Genomic DNA, 25595 nt, shown 5'->3' on the forward strand with positions numbered 1-25595 from the left:
AGCGATGACGAGCCGCTACCACGAGGTCTATCAATCCTGGCAGAGAGACCCGGAGGGTTTCTGGGCCAAGGCCGCGGAGGAGATCGACTGGGTCAAGCCGCCAGCCAAGATCTTGGACGGCGAGGCCGGCATCTACGGGCGTTGGTTCGCCGGGGGTAGGACCAACACCTGCGCCAATTGCGTCGATCGGCATGTGGAGCGCGGGCGCCCCGGCCAGGCCGCGATCATCTACGACAGCCCCATCACCGGCGCCAAGCGCACCATCTCCTATCAGGAGCTTCTGGGGGAGGTGCAGGCCCTCGCCGCGGTGCTGAAGAAGAAGGGCATCGGCAAGGGCGACCGGGTGATCCTCTATATGCCGATGGTGCCGGAAGCCGTCTTCGCCATGCTCGCCTGCGCCCGGCTCGGTGCCATCCATTCGGTGGTCTTCGGCGGCTTCGCCGCCAACGAGCTCGCCACCCGTATCAACGATTGCACGCCCAAGGCGATCATATCCGCCTCCTGCGGCATCGAGCCGGGGCGCATCGTCGCCTACAAGCCGCTGCTCGACGCCGCCCTGAAGCAGGCCGAGGCGCAGCCCGACTTCTGCCTCGTCCTGCAGCGCGAGCAGGGGCCGTGCGAACTGAGCGAGGGGCGCGACTTCGACTATGCCAGCCTGGTGGAGGAGGAGAAGAGCCTCGGCACGGAGGTGCCGCCGGAGCCGGTGGAGGCGACCGACCCGCTCTATATCCTCTACACCTCCGGCACGACCGGGCGGCCGAAGGGCGTGGTGCGCGACAATGGCGGGCACATGGTGGCGCTGAAATGGTCGATGAAGGCCATCTACGACATCGATCCGGGCGAGGTCTTCTGGGCCGCCTCGGACGTCGGCTGGGTGGTCGGCCATTCCTATATCGTCTACGCGCCGCTCCTGCATGGCTGCACGACGGTCCTTTTTGAGGGCAAGCCGGTCGGCACGCCCGATGCCGGGGTGTTCTGGCGGGTCATCGAGGAGCACCGCGTCGCGGCTCTGTTCACCGCCCCGACCGCCTTCCGCGCCATCAAGAAGGAGGATCCGGAGGGCACCTACGTCGGCAAGTACGACATGTCGCATTTCCGCACGCTGTTCCTGGCCGGCGAGCGCGCCGACCCGGACACCATCCATTGGGCGGAGGACAAGCTCGGCGTGCCGGTGATCGACCATTGGTGGCAGACGGAGACGGCTTGGGCGATCGCCGCCAATCCGGTCGGGCTCGGGGTTCTGCCGGTGAAATACGGCTCGCCGACCGTGGCGATGCCGGGCTACGATCTGCGCATCCTCGACGATGCCGGCCACGAAGTGCCGGCCAATAAGCTCGGCAACATCGTTGTCAAGCTGCCGCTGCCGCCGGCCTGCCTGCCGACCCTGTGGAACGCCGACGAGCGCTTCAAGGAAGCCTATCTCGCCGAGTTCCCCGGCTACTACAAGACGGCCGATGCCGGCATGCTGGACGAGGAGGGTTACGTCTACGTCATGGCGCGCACCGACGACATCATCAACGTCGCCGGCCATCGCCTGTCGACCGGAGCGATGGAGGAGGTGCTGGCCGGCCATCCGGACGTTGCCGAATGCGCCGTCATCGGCGCGCACGACAACCTGAAGGGCCAGATGCCGATGGGCTTCGTCGTCCTGAAGGCCGGCAAGGACCGCGACCCGGCGGAGATCCAGGCCGAATGCATCGCCAAGGTGCGCGAGGAGATCGGCCCGGTGGCCGCCTTCAAGACGGTGCATGTCGTGGCGCGGCTGCCGAAGACGCGTTCGGGCAAGATCTTGCGCGCCACCATGCGCCACATCGTCGACCACGAGGAGTACAAGATGCCGGCGACGATCGATGACCCGGCGATCCTCGACGAAATCCAGGCGGTCGTGGATCACGTCGACCAGATGCGCGCCGCGCAGGCGCGCTGAGACGACGCATGGGGGCGGGTTTTGTCGATGCCCGCTCTTTACCCGCGGCGGGACTGGCCTAGGCTATGGCATCCGGTCCCGCCGTCATGAACAAGCCAAGCTCCACACCCATCGAAGACCACGCCGTCATCGGCGACATGCAGACGGCCGCGCTGGTGGCGCTGGACGGCACGATCGACTTCTTCTGCTACCCCAACTTCGATTCGCCGACGGTTTTCGCCGAGCTCCTGGACCGGGAGAAGGGCGGGCGCTTCCGCCTTTCGGTAACGGACGGGCATCTGCGCTCGCGCCAGCTCTACCTGCCGGACACCAACGTCCTCATCACCCGCTTTCAGGGCGATTCCAGCGTCGCGGAGGTCTCCGACTTCATGCCGCTGGACGGCTCCGGACGCATCATTCGCCGGGCCAAGGCGATCCAGGGCGACATCGATTTCTGCCTCATCTGCGAGCCGCGCTTCGACTACGCGCGCAACGTGCCCGCGGCCGAGCCGATCGAAGGCGGCGTTGTCTTCAGCGACGGCGAGCGCAGCCTCTACCTCTATGCCGAGACGCCGCTTGAGGTCGGCGAGGGAAGGGCGCATGCCGATTTCCGACTGAAGGAAGGCGAGCACGCCTTCGTGGTGCTGTGTCCCGGCCGCAAGGAAGTGCCAAAGGTCGGCCATGAATATGTCAGCGCCAGCTTCAAGGCGACGGTGGATTTCTGGCACGATTGGGTGGCCAAGGGCCGCTATCCGACGCGCTGGCGCGAGATCGTGGTGCGCTCCAGCCTGGTTTTGAAGCTTCTCTCCTCGCGCCAATACGGCTCCATTGCAGCGGCGGCGACTTTCGGCCTGCCGGAAGTGGTCGGCCATAGCCGCAACTGGGACTACCGCTATTGCTGGGTGCGCGACGCCGCCTTTTCCATCTACGCCTTTTCAAGGCTCGATTGCTTCGAGGAGGCGCATGCCTTCACCACCTTCCTGCTCGACCGGGCGGAGGAATGCGGCGGCTGCGAGATGCAGATCATGTACGCCATGGACGGGCGCGCGCATCTGCCGGAGGTGGAGCTCACACATCTTTCGGGCTGGGAGAATTCACGCCCGGTGCGCATCGGCAACGCCGCCTATTCGCAGCTCCAGCTCGATATCTACGGCGAGCTGATGGACACGATCTATGTCGCCGCCAAGTCGCTCGGACAACCTTCCAAGAAGGTCTGGCGACGGCTCACCGTGATGCTGGAATGGCTGCAGAGGAACTGGGGCCAGCCGGATGAGGGCATCTGGGAGGTGCGCGGACCGCGGCGGGAGTTCCTATCCTCGCGGCTGATGTGCTGGGTCGCCTTCGACCGGGCGGTGCGCATGACCCACAAGCATTCCCTGCCCGGCCCGGTGGAGGAGTGGCGGCAAACGCGCGACGAGATTCACGCCTCCATCATGGAGGATTTCTGGGACGAGGAGATCGGCGCCTTCGTGCAGTACAAGGGCTCCCAGACGGTGGACGCCTCGGTGCTCCTGATGCCGCTGATGCGCTTCATCAATCCGCGCGACCGCTTGTGGCTGCGCACGATGCGCGCGGTGGAGCAGCGCCTCGTCAAGGATTGCCTGGTGCTGCGCTACGACGACGAGGCGGAGGGAGCGGAGGATGTCGACGGGCTATCTGGCCGCGAGGGCGCCTTCACCACCTGCGCCTTCTGGTATGTGGAGGCGCTGGCGCGCACCGGCGATGTGCCGCGGGCGCGGCTCCTATTTGAGAAGCTGCTCTCCTACGCCAATACGGTCGGGCTCTATGCGGAGGAACTCAGCCCCTCCGGCGCGCATCTCGGCAATTTCCCGCAGGCGCTGACGCATCTGTCGTTGATCTCGGCCGCGCATTGGCTGGAGCGGGCGCTCGACGGGGATGAGGGAACCCGCTTCGCCGCGTAACGTTGCGCCGGCATGAGTATGACAGAAGCCATTTCCCTCGACGGGCAGATCGCGCTGGTGACGGGCGCAAGCTCGGGCATCGGCGCGGCGACGGCGCAGGCGCTCGCGGAGGCCGGGGCGGACGTTCTGGTCAACTACCATTCCGACGAAGAAGGCGCCAAGGCGACGCTGGCGGCAATCCAGGCTGCCGGACGGCGCGGCATCGTCGCCAGGGGCGACGTCTCGCGCGAAGACGATGTGAGGAGGCTTTTCGATCTGTGCGAGGGCGAGCTCGGCGAAGTCGATATCGTCGTCTCCAATGCCGGCATCCAGATCGACAGGGCCTTCACCGACATGGAGCTCGCCGACTGGCAGAAGGTCATCGACATCAACCTCACCGGCGCCTTCCTGGTGGCGCGGGAGGCGGTGCGGCGCTTCGAAGAGAAGGGAATGCGGCCCGAACTCAGCCGGGCGCTCGGCAAGATCGTCTTCAACTCCTCCGTCCACGAGCGCATCCCCTGGGCGGGGCGGGCGAATTACGCCGCCTCCAAGGGCGGCGTGTCGCTGTTGATGCGCTCGCTGGCGCAGGAGGTGGGCCGGCGGAAAATCCGGGTGAACTCTGTCGCGCCAGGGGCGATCGCCACCGCCATCAACGAAGAGGAGCGCGAAGAGGGGGCGGAAGAGATTCGCTCGCTCATCCCCTACGGCCGCATCGGCGAGCCCGAGGACATTGCCCGCGTCATCGCCTGGCTCGTCTCCGACGCAGCCGATTACGTCCACGGCCATTCGCTGTTCGCCGATGGCGGCATGGCGCTCTATCCCGGCTTTATCGACAATGGCTAGAGGTGAGGAAGCGCGCCCGGATTGCCCTCTTCGCAGGCGCGCCGCCACGATCGGTAGCCAGCGCGCGCGATATCGGTTGATGGCGTCCGGCAGGGATTGACCGGCGCCATCGGGCGGCGGCAGTGTCCGCCGGGGAGGCTTCGATCATGTCACTGGAAAACAAGGTCGCCATCGTTACCGGCGGGGCGCGCGGAATTGGGCTGGCCATCGCCGAGCGCTTCGTCTCCGACGGGGCAAGGGTGGTCATCGCCGATATCGACGACGATGCCGGCAGCGACGCGGCCGAGCGGCTCGGCGATCTGGGGCCGGTGCGCTTTATCCATTGCGATGTCGGCGAGAAGCTCGCCGTGCGCAATCTGCTTGCCTCGGCGGTCGACGCCTTCGGCGATATCGACATCCTCGTCAACAACGCCGGCGTCGTGCATGCCGGCGACTTTCTGGAGATTTCGGAAGAGGATTTCGAGCGCGTCCTGTGCGTCAACCTGAAGGGCGCCTTTCTCGTCGCCCAGGCGGTGGCGCGGCGCATGGTCAAGCAGATCGATAATGGCGGCGCGCCCGGCGTCATCATCAATATGAGCTCGGTCAACGCCGTCTTCGCCATCGCCAACCAGGTGCCCTATTCGGTCTCCAAGGGCGGCATGAACCAATTGACCAAGGTGATGGCACTGTCGCTGGCCCCGCACGGCATCCGCGTCAACGGCATCGGGCCGGGATCCATCATGACCGACATCCTGGCGGCGGTCGCCAACGACGAGGCGGCGAGAAAGCGCATCCTGTCGCGCACGCCACTCGGGCGGATCGGCCAGCCCTCCGAAATCGCCGGCGTCGCCGCCTTCCTCGCCTCCGACGACGCCAGCTACATGACCGGCCAGACCGTCTATGTCGACGGCGGCCGGCTGCCGCTCAATTACACGGTGCCGGTGAGAGAAGATTAGGCGCCTGCCGGCACCTTGTTTCCGGTATGTTTCCGGCATGCGCCAGGCGATTCGCATCATCGGCATCGATCCGGGCCTCCGCCGCACCGGCTGGGGGGTGGTGGAGAGCGAGGGCCCGCGCCTCGTCTTCGTCGCCTCCGGCACGGTGCGCTCCAGCGAGAGCCTGTCCCTGGCGGAAAGGCTGGCGGAGCTCCATGAGGGCCTGAGCGAGGTGGTCGCCCGCCACCTGCCGGGGGAGGCCGCGGTGGAGGCGACCTTCGTGAACCGCGACGCGTCTGCGACGCTCAAGCTCGGCCAGGCGCGCGGCATCGCGCTGCTCGTGCCGGCACAGGCGGGACTCATGGTCGCCGAATACGCGCCCAACATGGTGAAGAAATCCGTCGTCGGGGCGGGCCATGCCGACAAAAAGCAGATCCGCGCCATGGTCTCCGTGCTCATGCCGCGGGCGCGCTTCGACAGCGACGACGCCGCCGACGCGCTCGCCATCGCCGTCTGCCACGCCCATCACCGCGGCAGTGCGCAGGTCGCGGCCGCGGCGATACCTGAGAGCTTCAGAAGCGTTATCGGGTAGCTCTGCAATCTTGTTTTTGTTTGTGTAATGTTCTATTCTTACCAGAAGAGGTAAGAATGCGAAAAAGTGCTACGACGCTCACTGCAAAGGGGCAGGTCACCATCCCGAAGGCAATCCGGGATCGTCGTGGTATGGCTGTCGGGACGAGGTTCGAGGTCAGCGAGCGCGGGGAGGAGATTGTCCTGCGCCGAGCTGCGTCGGTGGCGGCGGCGAAGGGAGACGATCCGGAGTTCGACGCTTATCTGGAACGGGTTCGTGGCACGCTGCGGCTCGGCATGAGCACGGACGCCTTCATGGAGCTCTTGCGCGGCGAATGACCGATACGCTGGTCGACGCGAATGTTCTCATCGACGTCCTGCATGAAGATCACGATTGGGCTTTCTGGTCGCAGAGGCAGCTTCGCGAGGGTCGGCGGCGGGGCCAATTGCTGATCAATCCGATCGTCTATGCGGAGGTTTCGTGCGGCTATGCCAGTCAGCGGCTCGTGGATCGTGCACTCAGCCCGGCGATCTTTCGGCGCGAGGCGCTGCCCTGGGACGCAGCGTTTGCCGCTGGGCACGCTTTCTTGAGCTATCGTCAAGCTGGCGGGACGAGGCGGTCGCCGCTGCCCGACTTCTATATCGGAGCGCATGCCGATCTCGGTGGATATGTCCTCCTGACACGTGATCCGGCCCGCTATCGGCGGTATTTCCCTCTTCTGAGGATTGTCTCACCGGATACCGATCCGTGAGCGGGGCGCGAGCATGATCGGCAAGCTGAAGGGCCTCATCGATTCCTATGGGCCCGATTGGGTGATCGTCGATTGCAACGGCGTCGGCTATGTCGTGCATTGCTCCACCCAGACGCTGCAAGCGCTGCCGGCGCCCGGCGAGGCGGCGACGGTCGCCATCGAGACCTATGTGCGCGAGGATCAGATTCGCCTCTTCGGCTTCGCTTCCGACCTTGAGCGCGAATGGTTCCGGCTGCTGAACTCCGTGCAGGGGGTGGGCACGCGCATGGCGCTGGGCATTCTCGGCGTCTTGAAGCCGGCCGAGCTCGCTTCCGCCATCGCCCTGCAGGACAAGGCGATGATCGCCCGGGCACCCGGCGTCGGGCCTAAGCTCGCCGGGCGCGTCTGCGCCGAATTGAAGGACAAGGCGCCTGTGCTTTCCGGCGACCTCGGCGGCGATCCGGCCGTTGCCCGCCTGCAGGCGGAGCTCGGCGAGAAGGCGGCGCCGCAGCCGGCGGCCGATGCGGTTTCGGCGCTCGTCAATCTCGGCTATGCGCAGATGCAGGCCTCCGCCGCCGTCGCCAAGGCGATGCGCGAGGCGGGCGAGGGGGCCGAGACGGCGAAGCTGATCCGGCTGGGACTGAAGGAGCTGTCGCAGTGAGCGCGGAGCGCCTGATATCGGGCGACATCAAGCGGGAGGACGAGGAGGATGCCTCCTTCCGGCCCGAAAGGCTCGCCGATTTCGTCGGCCAGGAGAAGGCGCGGGCGAACCTGAAGGTCTTCATCGAGGCGGCGAAGGCGCGCGGGGAGGCGCTCGACCACGTCCTCTTCGTCGGTCCGCCGGGCCTCGGCAAGACGACGCTGGCGCAGATCGTGGCGCGCGAGCTCGGCGTCAATTTCCGCGCCACCTCCGGGCCGGTGATTGCCAAGGCGGGCGATCTTGCCGCGTTGCTCACCAATCTGGAGGAGCGCGATGTCCTGTTCATCGACGAGATCCACCGGCTGAGCCCGGCGGTGGAGGAAATCCTCTATCCGGCGATGGAGGATTTCCAGCTCGACCTCATCATCGGCGAGGGTCCGGCGGCGCGCTCCGTCAGGATCGACCTTGCCCCCTTCACCCTCGTCGGGGCAACGACGCGGCTCGGACTCTTGACGACGCCGCTGCGCGACCGGTTCGGCATTCCGGTGCGGCTCGACTTTTACTCCGATGCGGAGCTGGAGCGGATCGTGCGGCGTGGGGCGCGCATTCTCGGCGTGCCGGTCTCCGACGACGGGGCGGTGGAGATCGCCCGGCGGGCGCGCGGCACGCCGCGGGTGGCCGGCAGGCTGCTGCGGCGCGTGCGCGACTTCGCCGCCGTCGACGGGGCGAGCCGCATCGAAAGCGCGCTCGCCGACAAGGCGCTTCTGGCGCTGGAGGTGGACGTGGCCGGGCTCGACGCCCTCGACCGGCGCTATCTTGCCATGATCGCGGAGAATTTCGGCGGCGGGCCGGTCGGCATCGAGACCATTTCGGCGGCGCTCTCGGAGCCGCGCGATGCCATTGAGGATATCGTGGAGCCCTTCCTCATCCAGAAGGGCTTCGTGCAGCGCACCCCGCGCGGGCGGCTGTTGGCGCCGAAGGCTTTTACCCATCTCGGCCTTGCCGCGCCCCCGCCCGACAAGGCGGCGCAGATGGGGCTCTTCGCCGGAGGCGACGATGCCTGAGGCACCGGACGGGCTGTCGGGAAGGCTCGAAGATGGCGGGCACGTCCTCTTCCAGCGCATCTATTTCGAGGACACCGATTTCTCCGGCCTCGTCTACCACGCACGCTACCTGCATTTCCTGGAGAGGGGCCGCTCGGACTACTTGAGGCTGCTCGGCATTCATCATCGCGAATTGGCGCAGGAAGGCCTCGCCTTCACCGTGCGGCGTATGGAGATCGCCTTCGACAGGCCGGCGCATATCGACGACGTGTTGCGGATTGTAACGCGTAGCGAGAAGACGGGCGGGGCGCGCCTCGTTCTGGCGCAGGAAATCTGGCGGGAGGCGGAACGGCTCACGGTGGCACGGGTGGAGGTTGCGCTGATCGATGCAGCCGGACGGCCGCGGCGCCTGCCGCCTGCCGTCAGCTGCGCCTTCTCGCAGGTGTCGAGCTGAGATCAGACGGCGAAGGCGGCGACAACGATGAGAAACAGGCCGGCCGCCAAGCCGCCAGCCACCAGGAAATCCGTCCAGTTGCCATCATCCGGGCCGGGGTGAAAAGCGTACATGACATCCTCATTCGGGGCGCTGCTCATGCTGGCGCGAGTTCGCAGTTACAACGCCATTGGAGTCATCAGGTTCCGCAGCTTTGTGAAGCTTTTTTGGCAACGACTTACCGTTTCCTCCTGGTAACGCTTCGTTAACCCTGTTGCTCTCTCATTCAGTGCGGCGCGTTCTTCGGTTCGCAAGGCCGGGAAGTCGCGCTTTGGTCACATTCGGCGGTCAAGAGCCGCCGAGATCGAACAAGAGCGATCTCATTCCATGGATCAAGTTGCCCAGACAGCGCTCGCCGCTCCGGCGGGAAGCTTTTCTTTGCTCTCGCTATTTTGGCAGGCGCATATCGTCGTGAAGCTGGTGATGCTCGGCCTGATCGGCGCGTCGATCTGGTGCTGGGCGATCATCGTCGACAAATGGCTGCTCTATGCGCGGCTGAAACGACAGCTCGACCGCTTCGAGGAGACCTTCTGGTCGGGCGCCTCGCTGGAGAACCTCTACGCCCAGGTCTCCCAGCGCGAGGCGCACGGCATGGCTGCCCTCTTCGTGGCGGCGATGAAGGAATGGAAGCGCACCTATGAGAGTGGGGGCAAGTCGCTCGCCGGCCTTGCCCAGCGCATCGACCGGGTGATGGATGTCACTCTGGCGCGCGAGGTCGATCGGCTGGAGCGCCGGCTCCTGGTGCTGGCGACGGTCGGTTCGGCGGCGCCCTTCATCGGCCTCTTCGGCACGGTCTGGGGGATCATGAACTCCTTCCAGGCGATCGCCGCATCCAAGAACACCAATCTCGCCGTCGTCGCGCCCGGTATCGCCGAGGCGCTCCTGGCGACGGCCTTCGGACTGCTGGCCGCCATCCCGGCAGTGATGTTCTACAACAAGTTCGCCAGCCAGGTGTCGCGCCTTTCCACCCGCATGGAGGGCTTTGCCGACGAGTTCGCGGCGATCCTGTCGCGCCAGATCGACGAGCGGAGGGGCGCCTGATGGCGGGCGGCATGATCGCGCCGACGCGCGGCGGCGGCCGGCACCGTATCCGCCGCCGGCACGCGCCGATGGCGGAGATCAACGTCACGCCCTTCGTCGACGTGATGCTGGTGCTGCTCATCATCTTCATGGTGGCGGCGCCGCTGTTGACGGTGGGCGTGCCCATCGATCTGCCGGAGACGCAGGCGAAGGCTCTCAACGCCGACACCGAGCCGATCACCGTCTCCGTCGCCGCCGACGGCAAGATCTTCCTGCAGGAGGCGGAGGTGACGCCGGAGCAATTGGTGACGACGCTTCAGGCCATCGCCCAGAACGGGCTCAACGAGCGCATCTATGTGCGCGGCGACCGCATGGCCGACTACGGCACCATCATGCGCGTGATGGGCCGGCTCAACGCCGCCGGATATCGGCGCATCGGCCTGGTCACGCTGGAAGAGACCAACGGGTAGCGATGCGTGTCGGTCTCAGCGTCTCCCTCATCGGCCACCTGGCGCTCGTCTCGCTCGGCTTCTTCGCGTTTCCGGACGCCAAGCCCTTCACGGTCGACGATATCGAGGCGCTGCCGGTCGATCTGGTGCCGATCGACGAGGTGACGGATCTGCGTGCCGGCTCCAAGCAGGCCGAGCCGCAGCCGGATGAGACGCCGCAGCCCAAGCCCCAAACGCTCGCCGAAGTGCCAGAGCCGAAGCCCGCCGAAGAACCGGCCGAAAAGCCGGTGGAGGCGGCGCAGGAGCCGGCCCCCGCACCGGCGCCCAAGCCGGCGCAGGAGCCGCAGCGCGAGGAGGAGGTCGCCGCGCTGAGGCCCGAACCGGAGCCGGAACCGGCGCCCGAGCCGGAACCGCAGCCGGAAAAAGCACCGGAAGCGGCCGCGACCCCGGAGGCGCCGGCACTGGCCGCGCTGCCGAAGAGCCGGCCGACGCCGCCCAAGGATGTGCGCCCGCCGAAGCCGGCGGAGGCGCCGGCCGAGCCGCGGCGCACGGTGGCTCAGAGCCAGGAGCAAGAGCGCGATTTCAGCCCCGACGACATCGCCGCGCTGCTCAACAAGCAGGAGCCGCGCGGCGGCGGAGACCCCAATCCCGAGCCGGAGCCGCAGACCTTCGGGGCGCGCGAGGGCAGCACGGACGCGGCGATGACACAGAGCGAGATCGAGGCCTTGAAGGCACGGCTCTATCAGTGCTGGAATCCGCCTATCGGCGTGCGGCAGGCGGGCAATCTGCGCGTCACCATCGCCATCCGCCTGGAGCCGGATGGCCGTCTCGCCGCCCCGCCCTCGCCGGTCGGGCTCGGCTTCGACCCGCTTTCCACCATTGCGGCGGAGAGTGCCATCCGGGCCGTGCAGCTATGTGCGCCCTATGACATGCTTCCGCCGGAAAAATACAGCCTATGGCGGGAGATCGAGTTCACCTTCGATCCGAGCGAGATGCTCGGCGGCTAGGTCCACACGACCGGAATTTCACGGAGCTATTCTGCTTATGTCCTTTGCCCGTCACCTGAAAGGCCCGGCCTTGCCGCTCCTGGCCGTGCTGGCGTTGTCGCTGGTGGCGTTCGCCAGCAGTGCGACGGCGCAGCTGCGCGTTGACATTACCCGCGGCACCATCCAGCCGATGCCGATCGCCATCCCGCCCTTCGTCGGCGCGAGCGGCCAGGTGGAGGAGCTGTCGAAAAACATCTCCGACGTCATCACCGCCGATCTGAGGCGCTCCGGCCTGTTCGCGCCGGTCGACCCAGCGGCCTTCATCGAGCCGGTGATCCCGCCGAACGTGACGCCGAACTTCGCCAATTGGCGGCCTCTCAACGCCCAGGCACTGGTTTCCGGGCGCGTGGCGCCAACGCCGGACGGGCGCGTCCAGGCGGAGTTCCGTCTGTGGGACATCTTCGCCGGCCAGCAGCTGACCGGCCAGCAATTCGTGGCGAGCGCGGACAATTGGCGGCGCGTGGCGCATATCATCGCCGACGCCATCTATGAGCGGCTGACCGGCGAGAAGGGTTATTTCGACACCCGCATCGTCTTCGTCGACGAGAGCGGGCCGAAGGATGCACGCGTCAAGCGCCTGGCGCTGATGGATCAGGACGGGGCGAATGTGCGCTACCTCACCAGCGGCCAGGACCTGGTGCTGACGCCGCGCTTCTCGCCCTCGCGCCAGGAAATCACCTATGCGGCGCTGTCGGGCGATCAATGGCAGGTTTATCTCCTCAACACGGAGAACGGCCAGCGCGAGAAGATCGGCAATTTCTCCAATATGACCTTCTCGCCGCGCTTCTCGCCGGACGGGCAGAAGGTGGTGATGTCGCTCGCGCAAGGGGGCAATTCCAACATCTATCTGCTCGACCTCAGGACTCGGCAGATGACGCGGCTTACCGATTCGCCCTCCATCGACACGGCGCCCTCCTTTTCGCCGGACGGGCGGCGCATCGTGTTTGAATCCGACCGCGGCGGCAGTCAGCAACTTTACGTGATGAGCGCGGAGGGTGGGCAGGCGCAGCGCATCTCCTTCGGCGAGGGCCGCTATGCCACCCCGGTCTGGTCGCCGCGGGGCGATGCCATTGCCTTCACCAAGCAAGGTGGCGGGCGCTTCGCCATCGGCGTGATGGCGCCGGACGGTTCCGCCGAACGCATCATCACGGAGGGCTTCCACAACGAGGGCCCCACCTGGGCGCCCAACGGAAGGGTGCTGATGTTCTTTCGCGATCAGCCGGGAAGCGGCGGACCGCAGCTCTACTCGGTCGATATCACCGGCTATAACGAGCAGCGCGTGCCTACGCCGAACTTCGCTTCCGATCCGGCCTGGAGCCCGCCGCTCGACTGACGGGCGATCGCTGATCGCGGTAGGCCCGGGCGGCATGGGTGGCGCGGCTGCAACGCGGCAAAAGAAGCGCAGGGAGCCGGGCGTGGGTCGCCAAGCTTCCGCCGCATTCGGCTCGCATCGCTCGCCGCAGGCAACGGGGCGCCGGTCTCGCCGGACCCTCAGCAATTCACAACGGGTTAACCATCCCTCTTGACCCATTCGTAACCCTAACCGGGTATTGACCCCGGACAGCCTCATTTCAGGAGCTAGCGGCGATGACCTCTCGCCTGAACTTTCGCGTTCTCCTTACCGCGCTCGGCATGGCGGTGGTTCTCACAGCGGCCGGCTGCGCCAATCAGCAAAAGGCGGTCGATCTCGCCAGCGCCGGGGCGGCGACGCCCGGCAGCCCGCAAGACTTTCAGGTGAATGTCGGCGACCGCGTCTTCTTCACCGTCGATTCCTCTTCGCTGACGCCGGAGGCGCGCGCCACGCTCGACCGCCAGGCGGCCTGGCTCGGTCAGTATCCGAGCTACCAGGTCACCGTCGAAGGCCATGCCGACGAGCGCGGCACGCGCGAATACAACCTCGCCCTCGGCGCCCGGCGCGCGGCGGCGACGCGCGATTATCTCGCTTCGCGCGGCGTCAATCCCTCGCGCATGCGGACCATCTCCTACGGCAAGGAAAGGCCGGTGGCGGTCTGTGATGATCCCTCCTGCTGGAACCAGAACCGGCGCGCCGTCACCGTGGTGAGCGGCGCCGGCGCATAACCGTCGCCGGGGCGCAACACAGAACGCAAAAGGCGGCCCCGGCCGCCTTTTCTTGTTGCTGCCAGAGCTTCGTCGAAGTTTAGCCCGATTGATCTGGAGGTGGTGCGCCATCCTCAGATCATGCTAGCGACGATGCCATGAGCGGACGTTTTCTTCTCGTTGTGGTCGCCCTTCTCCTGGCGCCGGGTGCCGCCAGCGCCCAAAGCTCGCAAGAGATTGGGCAGATGCGGCTCTATATCCAGCAGCTGGAGCAGCGCGTGCGCGAGCTGACCGGCGAAGTTGAACGATTGCAATACGAGCTGCGCCAGACGCGCCAGCAGGCCGGTATCGCCGGCCCGCCGGATGATTCGGGCGGCCAGCCGATGGATCAGGGCTTCGGCATGCCGGGCCAGCTCGGCAGCGGCGACATGGCCGCGCCGGGCGACAATTCCAGCGCTATGGCCGGGGCACCGCCGCAGGATCTCGGCACTTTCAGTATCGCGCCGGACGATCCGCGCATCGCTCCGGACGGGGCGGGCGATCCGGCGAGCGCCGGACCTGGCTTCGATGCGGGCGCGCCGATCGATCTGTCGGAACTCGCCGGCGGAGGCAGTGGCGGCGGCTTTAACGGTGCGCCGACCATGCAGGCGCCCGGCCTTTCAGAAAGCGGTGCGATGGGCGGTTCCGTCAGCGCAGGTCAGCCCCCCACCGGCAGCACCGCGCCCGTTGGCGGCGGTATGGATGCGGGCGAGCGCGCCGCGTCCATGGACGGGTCGGCCCAGAGCGGTGCTGCGCTCGCCTCGCTTTCCGGCGATCCCCGGCAGGATTACGATTTCGCCTATGGCTATATCCTGACCGGCGACTACGCCGATGCGGAGCGCAGCTTTTCCGCTTGGCTTGAACGTTTCCCGAACGAGGCGCAGGCGAACGACGCCCGCTTCTGGCTCGGCGAGAGCCTGTTGCAGCAAGAAAAGCATCGGGCCGCAGCCAATACCTTCCTGGAACTCTACAAGACGGCGCCCGACAGCCGCAAAGCGCCGGACGCGCTGATGAAGCTCGGCATGTCGCTGGCCGCGCTCGGTGAGAAGGACGCGGCCTGCGCCACCTTCGAGGAGGTGACGCGCAAATATCCCGACGCCTCCGGTGCGCTCGCCAACCGTGTCGCCAGCGAAGCCCAGCGCGCCGGCTGCTGAGGCGGCGCTCGACGAGCGGCAAGCAGAGGCCCTGCTGGCTGTCTGGCTGGCCAAGGGCGCGCTCATCGCCGTCTCAGGCGGGCCCGATTCCATGGCTCTTCTCGGCCTTTCGGCACGGCTGGCGGCAAAACGCGGTGGGCGCAAGCCGGAAGCCTTCACCTTCGACCACGGGCTGCGAGAAGAAAGCGGCGCGGAGGCCGCGGCGGTAGCGCGTGCCTGCGGAGAGCTCGGCCTCAAGCATCATGTGCGGCGCTGGCCGGCGGCGGTGCGGCCCAGGAGCGGCCTGCAGGCTGCAGCAAGGCTCGCCCGATACGCCGCGGCGATCGGGGTGGCGAAAGAGGCCGGGCTCGGCGCCGTCCTGACGGCGCATCATCGCGACGATGTCGCCGAGACGGTGCTGATGCGCCTTGCGCGCAGCTCCGAGCCGCGGGCGCTCGCTGGCATCGAGCCGTCTCTTCTCCGTGAAGGCTGGCCGCAGATCGGCAGGCCCTTCCTCGGCGTTGCCAGGGCGGAGCTCGCCACGACCTGCGCCGCACTCGGCTTGCCGAAGGTCGAGGATCCCAGCAACCGCGACCCGGCCTTCGAGCGGGCGCGCATCCGCGCGGCGATGCCGGCGCTCGCCGCAATCGGCATCGACGCGGCGCGGCTTGTCGATTTCGCCAACCGCCAGAGGACCATCGCCGCCGCGTTCGAGGCGGAGGCCGAGGGCGCGCTTGCCGAGGCGGAGGTTTCAGAGACGGGGGTGATCCATCTGCCGCGGCCAGGCGGCTGGCGCAACCGTCTTGGCGAGGAGGCCTGGCTGGCGGCGGTGCGCCGCCTGGTGATAGCGGCCGCCGGTGCCACTTCCGCTCCCACGCGCGACAAGCTCGCCGCCCTCGACGCTGCACTCGGCGCGGCAATGGCGGGCGAGGGCGCAGCGCGCCATACCTTGCACGGGGCGCAGATTTCCCTTGCCGCGGAGGGCCTTTCGCTGTGGCGCGAATGGGGACGCGAGGGTCCGGCGCCGCTCGCCGCCGATAGCGGCGCGCCCATCATCTTCGACGGGCGATATATCGTCGCGCCGCATCCTCGCGCCGCGTCCGGCACGCGGCTGGCAGGCTTCGGGGTTACGGGGCGGGGCGGGGAGGCGGAGCGCAGCCTGCCGGCGCTGTTTGCAGGCGAGACCTGCCTCGCCGTGCCGCCATGCCTGGCGGCGAAGGCCCCGCAAGGCTGCCGCAGCGATCTTGAGGCGACGCCGATCATCGCCGCGCGCCTCAAAGACCGGCATCTCGGCGGCCTCTACGACCGGCTGATGGTGGAAAACCGCCTGCCGGGCGCGGCGGGGCGCGCGGCGCTCGCGAAGGCGTGAAACGTGCAAACGCGGCGCAAAGAGCGGTAGAAGGAAGGCCGGAATCGCCTCGCGGCGGCGTCTTTGCCTTCACATCAACAACCTTGCAACCTATCTAGGAGATTGTCGCAAGGAAGCCCGTAGGGTTCCGGCGCCCAAAAGCGCCATCGGGGAAACCAGAATGAATCAGAATTTCCGCAATTTCGCGCTGTGGATCGTCATCCTCCTCTTGCTCGTGGCTCTGTTCAACCTGTTCCAGAGCCCGTCTCGGGAGGGTGCGACGCAGGAAATCACCTATTCGCAGTTCCGTAGCGAGACGTTGGACGGCAACGTCAAATCCGTCACCATCTCCGGCCAGCAGATTGCGGGCGCCTATCGCGACGGCAAGCGATTCGTCACTTACGCTCCGTCAGGCTCCGAATACGTCAGTCTTCTGGAAGACCAGGGCGTGACCATCCGCGCCGAGCCATATGAGAACGAGATGTCCTTCCTCTCCGTGCTCATCTCCTGGTTCCCGATGCTGCTGCTCATCGCCGTATGGATCTTCTTCATGCGCCAGATGCAGGGAGCCGGCGGGCGCGCCATGGGCTTCGGCAAGTCCAAGGCCAAGCTTCTGACGGAGGCGCATGGGCGCGTCACCTTCGAGGACGTGGCCGGCGTCGACGAGGCCAAGGAAGACCTTGAGGAGATCGTGGAGTTCCTGCGCGATCCGCAGAAATTCCAGCGCCTCGGCGGACGCATTCCGCGCGGCGTGCTGCTCGTCGGGCCTCCGGGGACCGGCAAGACGCTGATCGCGCGTGCCGTCGCCGGCGAGGCGGGCGTTCCCTTCTTCACCATCTCCGGCTCCGACTTCGTGGAGATGTTCGTGGGCGTGGGCGCCAGCCGTGTGCGCGACATGTTCGAGCAGGCGAAGAAGAACTCGCCCTGCATCATCTTCATCGACGAAATCGACGCCGTCGGCCGCCATCGCGGCGCCGGCCTGGGCGGCGGCAACGACGAGCGCGAGCAGACGCTGAACCAGCTCCTGGTGGAGATGGACGGCTTTGAGGCGAATGAGGGCATCATCCTGATCGCCGCCACCAACCGCCCGGACGTGCTCGATCCGGCGCTCCTGCGCCCCGGCCGCTTCGACCGGCAGGTGGTGGTGCCGAACCCGGACGTGGTGGGCCGCGAGAAGATCCTGAAAGTGCATGCGCGCAAGGTGCCGCTGGCGCCGGACGTCAACTTGAAGACCGTGGCGCGCGGCACGCCGGGCTTTTCCGGCGCCGACCTGATGAACCTGGTCAACGAGGCGGCGCTGCTCGCCGCCCGGCGCGGCAAGCGGCTCGTCACCATGCTGGAGTTCGAGGACGCCAAGGACAAGGTGATGATGGGCGCCGAGCGCCGTACCCTCGTCATGACGGAGGACGAGAAGCGGCTGACGGCCTATCACGAGGGCGGCCATGCCATCGTGGCGCTGAACGTGCCTTCCACCGATCCGGTGCATAAGGCGACGATCATCCCGCGCGGACGGGCGCTCGGCATGGTCATGCAGCTGCCGGAACGCGACCAGCTCTCCATGACCTATCAGCAGATGACCTCAAGGCTGGCCATCATGATGGGCGGGCGCGTCGCCGAGGAGATCGTCTTCGGCCATGACCGGGTGACCTCCGGCGCGGCCTCCGACATCGAGCAGGCGACCAAGCTCGCCCGCGCCATGGTGACCCGCTGGGGCTTCTCCGACGAGCTCGGCCGCGTCGCCTATGGCGACAACCAGGAAGAGGTCTTCCTCGGCCATTCCGTGGCGCGCCAGCAGAACATCTCCGAGCAGACGGCGCAGAAGATCGACGCGGAGGTGCGCCGCCTGGTCGATGAGGGCTACGACAAGGCCCGCGAGATCCTGACGACGCATCACGATCAGCTGGAGACGCTGGCCCAGGGTCTGTTGGAGTTCGAGACGCTCTCGGGCGACGAGATCAAGGCGCTGCTTAACGGCAAGCGGCCGGTGCGTGAGGATCCGAGCGACGACACGCCGCCGCCCAAGGGTTCGGCCGTGCCCTCCACCGGCCCGCGCCAGCGCCCCGACAGCGACAGCGGACCGGGGCTGGAGCCGCAGCCGACCTGAGGAAGGCGCGGCGCCGCCGGGCGACAATCGGGGATTGTTGCCGAAATGCTATGGCGCCGCTGATACACTTCGATACATAATTTGAGGCCCGGAGTTCGCTCCGGGCCTTTATGTTTCTTTGAGAATCGCTCGGCACACTGCGCTCATGACAAGGAGCACAGCCGGCGGCAAGAAAAGAGCCCAGGGCAAGGCGCGCCAAGGCGCCCCCGGAAGGCCAGCCGTAGGGCAGGACAAGATGCGACACTATTTCGGAACGGACGGCATTCGCGGAACCGCGAACACCTATCCCATGACGCCGGAAGTGGCGATGAAGGTTGGCCAAGCGATCGGCCTGCATTATCGCAACGGCCATCGCCAGCGCGTGGTGATCGGCAAGGATACGCGCCTTTCCGGCTACATGATCGAGAACGCGCTGGTGGCGGGCTTCACCTCCGTGGGCGTTGACGTCTTCCTTCTCGGCCCGATTCCGACGCCGGCCGTGGCCATGCTGACGCGCTCCATGCGCGCCGATTACGGGGTGATGATTTCCGCCTCGCACAATCCTTTCGCCGATAACGGCATCAAGATTTTCGGGCCGGACGGCTTCAAGCTCTCCGATGCGGTGGAAACCGCCATTGAGTCGCTCATCGATTCCGACCTTTCCCGCCGCCTCGCCAATCCGCGCGAGCTCGGCCGCGCCAAGCGCGTCGACGGGGTGATCGACCGCTATATCGAATTCGCCAAACGCACGCTGCCGCGCCAGCTCTCCTTCGAGGGGCTGCGGGTTGTGGTGGACTGCGCCAACGGCGCCGCCTACAAGGCCGCGCCGGCCGCGCTCTGGGAGCTGGGAGCGGAGGTGGTGGCCATCGGCGACGATCCGGACGGCTTCAACATCAACCGCGATGTCGGCTCCACCTCGCCGCAGGCGCTGGCGCGCAAGGTGCACGAGGTGCGTGCCGATGTCGGCATCGCCCTGGACGGTGACGCCGACCGTGTCGTCATCGTCGACGACAAGGGCAACGAGGTCGACGGCGACCAGCTGATGGCGGTGGTCGCCTCCTTCTGGAAGCAGGAGCAGCGGCTGGCCGGCAACGGCATCGTCGCCACCATCATGTCCAATCTCGGCCTGGAAAGGTTCCTCGCCGGCATCGGCCTGTCGCTGGCGCGCACGCCGGTCGGCGACCGCTACGTGTCGGAATATATGCGCCAGCACGGCTTCAATGTCGGTGGCGAGCAATCGGGCCACATTATCCTCTCCGACTTCTCTACCACCGGGGACGGCCTCGTCGCCGCCCTGCAGGTGCTGGCCGTGGTGTGCCAGGAGGGCAAGCCCGTCAGCGAGGTCTGCCACCGCTTCGAGCCGGTGCCGCAGGTGAAGAAGAACGTGCGCTACAAGGGCAATCAGCCGCTCGACAGCGAGGCGGTGCAGAAGCTCATCATCGAGGCGCAGACCAAACTCGGCAATACCGGACGGCTGGTCATCCGCCCCTCCGGCACGGAGCCGGTGATCCGGGTGATGGGCGAGGGCGACGACAGCGACGTGGTCGCCTCGGTCGTCGACGATATCGTCTCGGCCCTGCAGCGCGCCGCCTGAGGCTCAATCCAAACCCCCCGAAGGGGTTGCGACACAGCGCCGTGCGAACGGAAGGTCGTTGACTTCGGGCGGCGACTTCGCCACCTGTCTTGGCATGCAGGATCGTCCGAGCCTTGCCGATCTGGCCATCAAGGCGGGCCCCGCCCAGCGGCGGCGCTCCGTCGCCGTCAAGATCGGAGATGTGACCGTCGGCGGCGAGGCGCCGATCGCGGTCCAGTCCATGACCAATACCGATACCGCCGACGTGGAAGCGACGGTGAAGCAGGTCGCCGCGCTGGCGCGCGCCGGCTCGGAATTGGTGCGCGTCACCGTCGACCGCGACGAGGCCGCCGCCGCCGTGCCGCATATCCGCGACAGGCTGCATGCCGCCGGCATCGACGTGCCGATCATCGGCGACTTCCATTATATCGGTCACAAGCTCCTGGCGGAGCATCCGGCCTGCGCGGAGGCGCTCGCCAAATACCGCATCAATCCCGGCAATGTGGGCTTCCGCAACAAGCGCGTCAGCCAGTTCGACGCCATCATCGACAAAGCGCTGCATTACGACAAGCCGGTCAGGATCGGCGTCAATTGGGGCTCGCTCGACCAGGAGCTCCTGACGCTCTTGATGGACGACAACGGCAGGATGGAAAAGCCGCTGCCGGCGACGGCGGTGATGCGCGAGGCGATGGTGCGCTCGGCGCTGCTGTCGGCGGGGCGGGCGGAAGAGCTCGGCCTGGCGAAGGAAAAGATCATCCTGTCGGCCAAGGTCTCCGACGTGCAGCAGCTCATTGCCGTCTACCGGATGCTCGCCTCTCGCTGCGACTATGCCCTGCATCTCGGCCTGACGGAGGCCGGTATGAGCTCCAAGGGGCTGATCGCCTCGTCCGCCGCCATGGGCATCCTGTTGCAGGAGGGCATCGGCGACACCATCCGCTATTCGCTGACGCCGGAGCCCGGCGGCGACCGCACCCTGGAGGTGAAGGCCTGCCAGGAGCTTTTGCAGACCATGGGCTTTCGCCAGTTCCTGCCCATCGTCTCGGCCTGTCCGGGCTGCGGGCGCACCACCTCCTCGCTGTTCCAGGAGCTGGCGCGCGACATCCAGAACCATATCGCCGAGCGCATGCCGGCTTGGCGCGAGACGTATCCGGGCGTGGAGCGAATGTCGGTGGCGGTGATGGGCTGCATCGTCAACGGGCCGGGCGAATCCAAGCACGCCGATATCGGCATCTCGCTGCCGGGCACCGGCGAGCAGCCGGCGGCGCCGGTCTTCATCGACGGCGAGAAGGCGACGACTTTGCGCGGGCCGAACCTTGCCGCCGACTTCACGGCGATGGTGGAGGAATACGTCGCCAGGCGCTATGGCGGGGAGACGGCGCGCCGAGACGATGCCGCATGAGCCAGGCCGCGTGGCGGCGCGCTATCTCAGCGTCATCGAAGAGGAGATCGTGCCGCTGACGGAGGCGGGCGTTGTCGCCGGCAACAAGCTCTTCGGCGCGGCCATCCTGAAGAAGGACGATCTTTCGCTCGTCGTCGCCGCGAGCAACCGGGAGCGCGAGAACCCGCTCCTGCACGGCGAGGTGGCGGCGCTCAACGCCTTTTTCGCCATCCCGGCGACGGCTCGGCCGGCGGCGCGCGAGTGCCTGTTCCTGGCCACGCACGAGCCCTGCTCGCTCTGCCTTTCGGCGATCACCTGGGCGGGCTTCGACAATTTCACCTATCTCTTCGCCTATGAGGATACGCGCGACGCCTTTTCCATTCCGCACGATCTTGCCATTCTGCGCGAGGTGTTCGGCGTTGAGGGCGGAGCCTATCGCCGCGACAACGCGTTCTGGAGCGGGCGCGCGCTTTCAGAGCTCGTCGCGGCGGCGCCAGAAGAGGAGCGCAGGGCGCTTGCGGAGCGGCAAGGGGCGCTGGCGAAGGTTTATGCGCGGCTATCGGAGACCTATCAGGCAAAAAAGGGCGGGAGCGGCATCGCGCTCAGCTAGGGCCTTCTTGGTGGCGGCGTTCCTGCTTCCGGGCTTCGGCCAGGCGCTCGCCTTCGAGGAGGGCGCCGTCATCGGCATCGGCCCGCCCGCGAAGGTGCCGCCGAAGCTGGAGCCGGTGAAGGCCGAGCCGGCGGCTATATGCGGCGCCATCGCCCTGCAGGCGCGGCGCTTCGGCCTCAGCCCGGATTTCTTCGCCCGCCTCATCTTCCAGGAAAGCCGCTTCGACGCCAACGCCGTCAGCCCCAAGGGGGCGGCGGGCATCGCCCAGTTCATGCCGGCGACGGCGCGCGAAAGGGGGCTCGCCGATCCCTTCGACATCGCCTCGGCGCTCTACCATTCGGCCAGCTATCTCAGGGAGCACTGGAGCGCCTTCGGCAATTGGGGCCTGGCGGCGGCCGCCTACAATGCCGGGCCGAACCGGGTGCGGCGCTGGCTGGCCGGCACGAGCGGCCTGCCGGCGGAGACGCGCGGCTTCGTCGCCATCATCACCGGCGAGCCGGCGGAGACGTTTCGCGAGGCGGGGGCGGAGCTCGGCGACCTCAGGCTCGATGCAGAACTCTCCTTCCTGGAAGCCTGCGAGAAGCTGCCGGTGCGCCGCACCTCCTTGCGCCTTGCCGCGCTCGACAGCGGCGCATGGCAGCCCTGGGGCGCGCAGGTGGCCGGAAGCCATTCGCGCCAGGCGGCGCTTTCCGCCTTCACCCGGCTGAAGGCGCGCTACGGCGCGGCCATCGGCGAGGACGCGCCGATGGTGGTGCGCGCGCGCAGTCCGGCGCGCGGGCGGGCGGCGATCTACGCGGTGCGGCTCGGGGCGCCGAGCCGCAAGGAGGCCGGCGCCATCTGCGCGCGCCTGCGCCAGAAGGGGGGCGCCTGCCTGGTGATGAAGAACCCGGCGAGAGGCTCGTGAGCCCGCGCATCGACGCCATGGAGGATATTGCGCGCGGCCTTGCCCATCTGCGCCAGGCGGATGCGCGGCTTGCCGCCGTGATGGAGCGCGCCGGCACGGTGCCGCTGCGCCGGCGCGCCGGCGGCTATCAGGGGCTTGCGGAGATCGTCGTCGCCCAGCAGCTCTCCAAGGCGGCGGCCGACACGATCTGGCAGCGTCTCGGCGAGCGGCTCGACCCTATCGGGCCGCAGGCAGTGCTCGCAGCCGGCGAGGAGGAGCTGCGCGCCTGCGGCCTGTCGCGGCCGAAAATCCGCACGCTGCGCGCGCTCGCCGAAGCCTCGGCGGCGGATTTTCGCTTCGAGGCGCTCACCGAGCTGCCGGCGGAGGAGGCGATCGCGGCGATGACGGCGCTGCACGGCATCGGGCGGTGGACGGCGGAGGTCTATCTCCTCTTCTGCTGCGGCCATGCCGATATCTTCCCGGCCGGCGACATCGCCCTGCAGAACGCCGTGCGCCACGCCTTCGCCATGCCGGCGCGGCCGGGCGAGAAGGAGCTGCGCGACATCGCCGCTTCATGGTCGCCCTGGCGGGGTGTCGCGGCGCGGCTGTTCTGGCGCTATTACGCCGTGACGATACGCGATGCGACACCAACCGGAGCTGCCTGAATGCCGATTACCCTTCTCGACGGACCCCGCCTGCCGCCCGCTTCCGGAGGAACGGCGCGGAGCCTCGTCGTCTTCCTGCACGGCTTCGGGGCGGACGGTAACGACCTCCTCGCCATCGGCCGCGAATGGGGGCGGGCGCTGCCGGACACCGCCTTCGCCGCGCCGCATGCGCCGGAGCCATGCGCGGCCGCGCCGGGCGGGCGGCAATGGTTCGATCTGACGCAGCGCGACGCCGACGTCTATGCCAGGGGCGTGGCCGCGGCGCGGCCCTCGCTCGACCGCTTCCTCGATCAGGAGATGCAGCGGCACGGGCTCGACGAGACGCATACGGTGCTGGTCGGCTTCTCGCAGGGCACGATGATGGCGCTGCATTGCGGCCCGCTGCGGCAAAAGCGGCTTGCCGGCATTATCGGCTTCTCCGGCCTTCTGGCCGACAAGAACGCCGTGGCGGCGCCGGCGGCGCACAAGCCGCCGGTGCTGCTCATCCATGGCGATGCGGACGAGCTCATCCCCGTCCAGGCCGTGTTCATGGCGGCGGAAGGCCTGTCACAGGCGCAGATCCCGGTGGAATGGCACATCAGCCGCGGCATCGGGCACGGGATCGGCCCCGACGGGCTGGAGATCGCCGGCCACTTCCTCAAGCGGATCCTGCCGAAAGCGTGAGGCTGGCCGGGCGAAGAGCGCCCAAGAAGAAGCGCTGCGACATGCGATCTTCCGGCTGCTTCACAAGCCTGTCATGGAGCGTATAGTATGCGGCGCCTTGAGGGGGAGGCGCTCGATTCAGATGGTCAAAGCTTCGCGCAATGACGATACACGTCTCGCCTAACGCGCATCCGGCGCTCGTTCTGAATGCCGATTACCGGCCGCTCAGCTACTATCCCCTGTCGATCTGGTCCTGGCAGGACGCCATCAAGGCGGTGTTTCTGGACCGGGTGAACATCGTCTCAGAATACGACTTCCAGGTACGAAGTCCGAGCTTCGCCATGAAGCTGCCCTCCGTCGTATCCTTGAAGACCTACATCAAGCCCTCGCGAAACCCCGCCTTCACCCGTTTCAACGTCTTCCTTCGCGACCGATTCGAATGCGCCTATTGCGGCTCGCCGGAGGATCTTACCTTCGATCATCTGGTGCCGCGCTCCCGGGGCGGGCAGACGACCTGGACCAACGTCATCACCGCCTGCGCGCCGTGCAATCTGAAGAAGAGCAACAAGAGCTGCGAAGAGATCAAGATCTGGCCGCGGCACATGCCGTTTGAGCCGACGACCTACGATCTGCACCGCAACGGCCGGCGCTTCCCGCCGAACTATCTGCACGAAAGCTGGATGGACTATCTCTACTGGGACGCCGAGCTGGAGCCGTAAGGCGCCCCACCATCCTCTCCCGCCGGCGCCGCTCCGCCCCCAGCCGGGGCCGACCCGCCGACGGCATTTCCCACCTTTTTGAAGGCCCGCCGGGCTTGCCGCCGAAAGGCCGCTGCGCTTTGCTCGGTCCTTGAGGGGGCGCGAGAGAGGAGGGTGAGGTTTGGAGGGGCTTATCTCCTTCATCGCGGCCGGCATCGCGCTTATCGGCAGTCCGGGCCCGGCAACGCTCAGCATCGCCGCGACGGGCGCCGCCTTCGGCGCGCGCCAGGGCCTTCGCTTCTACGGCGGCATCCTCATCGGCACGACCATCGTCATGGGCCTCGTCGCGGCCGGCGTCGTCGGCCTCCTCTTGGCGCTGCCGGGTGTGGCGCCGGCGATGACCCTTCTGGCCGGCGCCTATTTTCTCTATCTCGCCTGGCGCATCGCCACGGCGCCGGCGCTTGCCGAGCACGATACGACGCGGCGCCCTCCCTCCTTCGCCGGCGGCATCTTCCTGTCGCTGGTCAACCCGAAGGCCTATGCGGCGATGGCGGCGCTCTTCTCCGGCTTCGTCCTCATCGGCGAGGCGGTGGTGCTGGACGCGGCGGCGAAGATGGCGGTGCTGATCGCCATCGTCGGCACGCTGGACATCGGCTGGTTGTTCGCCGGCGCAGCGCTGACGCGTTGGTTCCGAAACCCGGTGGCAAGCCGCCTCATCAACGTCACCTTCGCCGTGCTGCTCGTCGCCTCGCTCGCCCTTGTCCTGGCGATTTAGAGCCCGTCATGCCTTGATGGATGCGTTCTGCCGCGGCGATTTTGCGGCAAGGTTCTTGGGTTGACTGTGAAGAACGCATAAGCGGCTGATAGTCGACGGATTTCGGTCTCTCGCAAGGTTTCGGTTTTGCAGGATTCGGTGGCTTGAGCCTGCG

The 25595-nt window shown here is 67.2% G+C and carries 26 protein-coding genes; all 26 read left to right on the forward strand.

Annotated elements, in window-relative coordinates; genetic code table 11:
- The first annotated feature begins 4 nt into the window (after positions 1-4).
- The 26 genes from Q331_RS0116255 to Q331_RS0116385 all read left to right on the forward strand — a co-directional run bounded on the left by Q331_RS0116255 (position 5) and on the right by Q331_RS0116385 (position 25441).
- Positions 5-1927 carry a propionyl-CoA synthetase gene (locus Q331_RS0116255; RefSeq protein WP_026381543.1) on the forward strand — a complete coding sequence of 641 codons (1923 nt, stop codon included), beginning with the start codon at positions 5-7 and terminating at the stop codon, positions 1925-1927.
- Between the two features lie 86 nt (positions 1928-2013).
- Positions 2014-3828: a glycoside hydrolase family 15 protein gene (locus Q331_RS0116260; protein WP_026381544.1), complete on the forward strand. Its 1815-nt coding sequence runs from the start codon at positions 2014-2016 to the stop codon at positions 3826-3828.
- A 12-nt stretch (positions 3829-3840) separates the two neighbouring features.
- The gene (locus tag Q331_RS0116265; RefSeq protein WP_026381545.1) at positions 3841-4650 is read left to right on the forward strand and encodes a glucose 1-dehydrogenase; all 810 of its coding nucleotides are present in this window, start codon (positions 3841-3843) and stop codon (positions 4648-4650) included.
- A gap of 146 nt (positions 4651-4796) precedes the next feature.
- Positions 4797-5585, forward strand: a complete 789-nt coding sequence (locus tag Q331_RS0116270) for an SDR family NAD(P)-dependent oxidoreductase (protein ID WP_026381546.1) — start codon at positions 4797-4799, stop codon at positions 5583-5585.
- Between the two features lie 37 nt (positions 5586-5622).
- A complete protein-coding gene (gene ruvC, locus Q331_RS0116275) occupies positions 5623-6156 on the forward strand; it encodes a crossover junction endodeoxyribonuclease RuvC (RefSeq protein ID WP_026381547.1) in 534 nt (177 codons plus the stop codon).
- Positions 6157-6212: 56 nt separating this feature from the next.
- Complete coding sequence (locus Q331_RS0116280; protein WP_026381548.1) at positions 6213-6473, forward strand: AbrB/MazE/SpoVT family DNA-binding domain-containing protein; 261 nt, start codon at positions 6213-6215, stop codon at positions 6471-6473.
- A complete protein-coding gene (locus Q331_RS0116285) occupies positions 6470-6886 on the forward strand; it encodes a type II toxin-antitoxin system VapC family toxin (RefSeq protein ID WP_026381549.1) in 417 nt (138 codons plus the stop codon). Before Q331_RS0116280 ends, Q331_RS0116285 begins: the two co-directional genes overlap by 4 nt.
- 13 nt (positions 6887-6899) lie before the next feature.
- Positions 6900-7526, forward strand: coding sequence for a Holliday junction branch migration protein RuvA (gene ruvA, locus Q331_RS0116290; RefSeq protein ID WP_026381550.1), 627 nt, complete (start codon positions 6900-6902; stop codon positions 7524-7526).
- Entirely contained in the window at positions 7523-8569 is a 1047-nt protein-coding gene (ruvB, locus tag Q331_RS0116295) for a Holliday junction branch migration DNA helicase RuvB (protein ID WP_026381551.1), read from the forward strand. Before ruvA ends, ruvB begins: the two co-directional genes overlap by 4 nt.
- Entirely contained in the window at positions 8562-9002 is a 441-nt protein-coding gene (gene ybgC, locus Q331_RS0116300; RefSeq protein ID WP_026381552.1) for a tol-pal system-associated acyl-CoA thioesterase, read from the forward strand. Before ruvB ends, ybgC begins: the two co-directional genes overlap by 8 nt.
- 366 nt (positions 9003-9368) lie before the next feature.
- A complete protein-coding gene (gene tolQ / locus Q331_RS0116310) occupies positions 9369-10082 on the forward strand; it encodes a protein TolQ (RefSeq protein WP_026381553.1) in 714 nt (237 codons plus the stop codon).
- A complete protein-coding gene (tolR, locus tag Q331_RS0116315) occupies positions 10082-10531 on the forward strand; it encodes a protein TolR (protein ID WP_051631271.1) in 450 nt (149 codons plus the stop codon). Before tolQ ends, tolR begins: the two co-directional genes overlap by 1 nt.
- Before the next feature lie 2 nt (positions 10532-10533).
- Positions 10534-11517: an energy transducer TonB gene (locus Q331_RS0116320; protein ID WP_026381555.1), complete on the forward strand. Its 984-nt coding sequence runs from the start codon at positions 10534-10536 to the stop codon at positions 11515-11517.
- Between the two features lie 37 nt (positions 11518-11554).
- Positions 11555-12889: a Tol-Pal system beta propeller repeat protein TolB gene (tolB, locus tag Q331_RS0116325; RefSeq protein WP_034492731.1), complete on the forward strand. Its 1335-nt coding sequence runs from the start codon at positions 11555-11557 to the stop codon at positions 12887-12889.
- Positions 12890-13143: 254 nt separating this feature from the next.
- On the forward strand, positions 13144-13635 hold the full coding sequence (gene pal / locus Q331_RS0116330) for a peptidoglycan-associated lipoprotein Pal (RefSeq protein ID WP_084175110.1): 492 nt from the start codon (positions 13144-13146) through the stop codon (positions 13633-13635).
- A 137-nt stretch (positions 13636-13772) separates the two neighbouring features.
- On the forward strand, positions 13773-14807 hold the full coding sequence (gene ybgF, locus Q331_RS23220; protein ID WP_051631272.1) for a tol-pal system protein YbgF: 1035 nt from the start codon (positions 13773-13775) through the stop codon (positions 14805-14807).
- Positions 14773-16155, forward strand: a complete 1383-nt coding sequence (gene tilS, locus Q331_RS23225; protein WP_156953387.1) for a tRNA lysidine(34) synthetase TilS — start codon at positions 14773-14775, stop codon at positions 16153-16155. The genes ybgF and tilS overlap by 35 nt, the downstream gene beginning before the upstream one ends.
- Positions 16156-16315: 160 nt before the next feature.
- Complete coding sequence (gene ftsH, locus Q331_RS0116345; protein ID WP_026381558.1) at positions 16316-18238, forward strand: ATP-dependent zinc metalloprotease FtsH; 1923 nt, start codon at positions 16316-16318, stop codon at positions 18236-18238.
- 235 nt (positions 18239-18473) lie between these two features.
- On the forward strand, positions 18474-19811 hold the full coding sequence (gene glmM, locus Q331_RS0116350; protein ID WP_026381559.1) for a phosphoglucosamine mutase: 1338 nt from the start codon (positions 18474-18476) through the stop codon (positions 19809-19811).
- 94 nt (positions 19812-19905) lie between these two features.
- A complete protein-coding gene (gene ispG, locus Q331_RS0116355; RefSeq protein ID WP_026381560.1) occupies positions 19906-21189 on the forward strand; it encodes a flavodoxin-dependent (E)-4-hydroxy-3-methylbut-2-enyl-diphosphate synthase in 1284 nt (427 codons plus the stop codon).
- Positions 21179-21778, forward strand: coding sequence for a tRNA-specific adenosine deaminase (locus Q331_RS0116360; protein ID WP_026381561.1), 600 nt, complete (start codon positions 21179-21181; stop codon positions 21776-21778). Before ispG ends, Q331_RS0116360 begins: the two co-directional genes overlap by 11 nt.
- A gap of 10 nt (positions 21779-21788) precedes the next feature.
- Positions 21789-22682, forward strand: a complete 894-nt coding sequence (locus Q331_RS0116365; RefSeq protein ID WP_245615706.1) for a lytic transglycosylase domain-containing protein — start codon at positions 21789-21791, stop codon at positions 22680-22682.
- A 17-nt stretch (positions 22683-22699) separates the two neighbouring features.
- Positions 22700-23326, forward strand: coding sequence for a DNA-3-methyladenine glycosylase family protein (locus tag Q331_RS0116370; RefSeq protein ID WP_034492747.1), 627 nt, complete (start codon positions 22700-22702; stop codon positions 23324-23326).
- A complete protein-coding gene (locus tag Q331_RS0116375) occupies positions 23327-23989 on the forward strand; it encodes an alpha/beta hydrolase (protein WP_210164979.1) in 663 nt (220 codons plus the stop codon).
- A gap of 140 nt (positions 23990-24129) precedes the next feature.
- Positions 24130-24687, forward strand: a complete 558-nt coding sequence (locus tag Q331_RS0116380) for an HNH endonuclease (RefSeq protein ID WP_026381565.1) — start codon at positions 24130-24132, stop codon at positions 24685-24687.
- Between the two features lie 160 nt (positions 24688-24847).
- On the forward strand, positions 24848-25441 hold the full coding sequence (locus Q331_RS0116385) for a LysE family translocator (RefSeq protein WP_026381566.1): 594 nt from the start codon (positions 24848-24850) through the stop codon (positions 25439-25441).
- Positions 25442-25595: the final 154 nt, after the last annotated feature.

The sequence above is a fragment of the Afifella pfennigii DSM 17143 genome, from assembly GCF_000688515.1.
Classification (GTDB): Bacteria; Pseudomonadota; Alphaproteobacteria; order Rhizobiales; family Afifellaceae; genus Afifella; species Afifella pfennigii.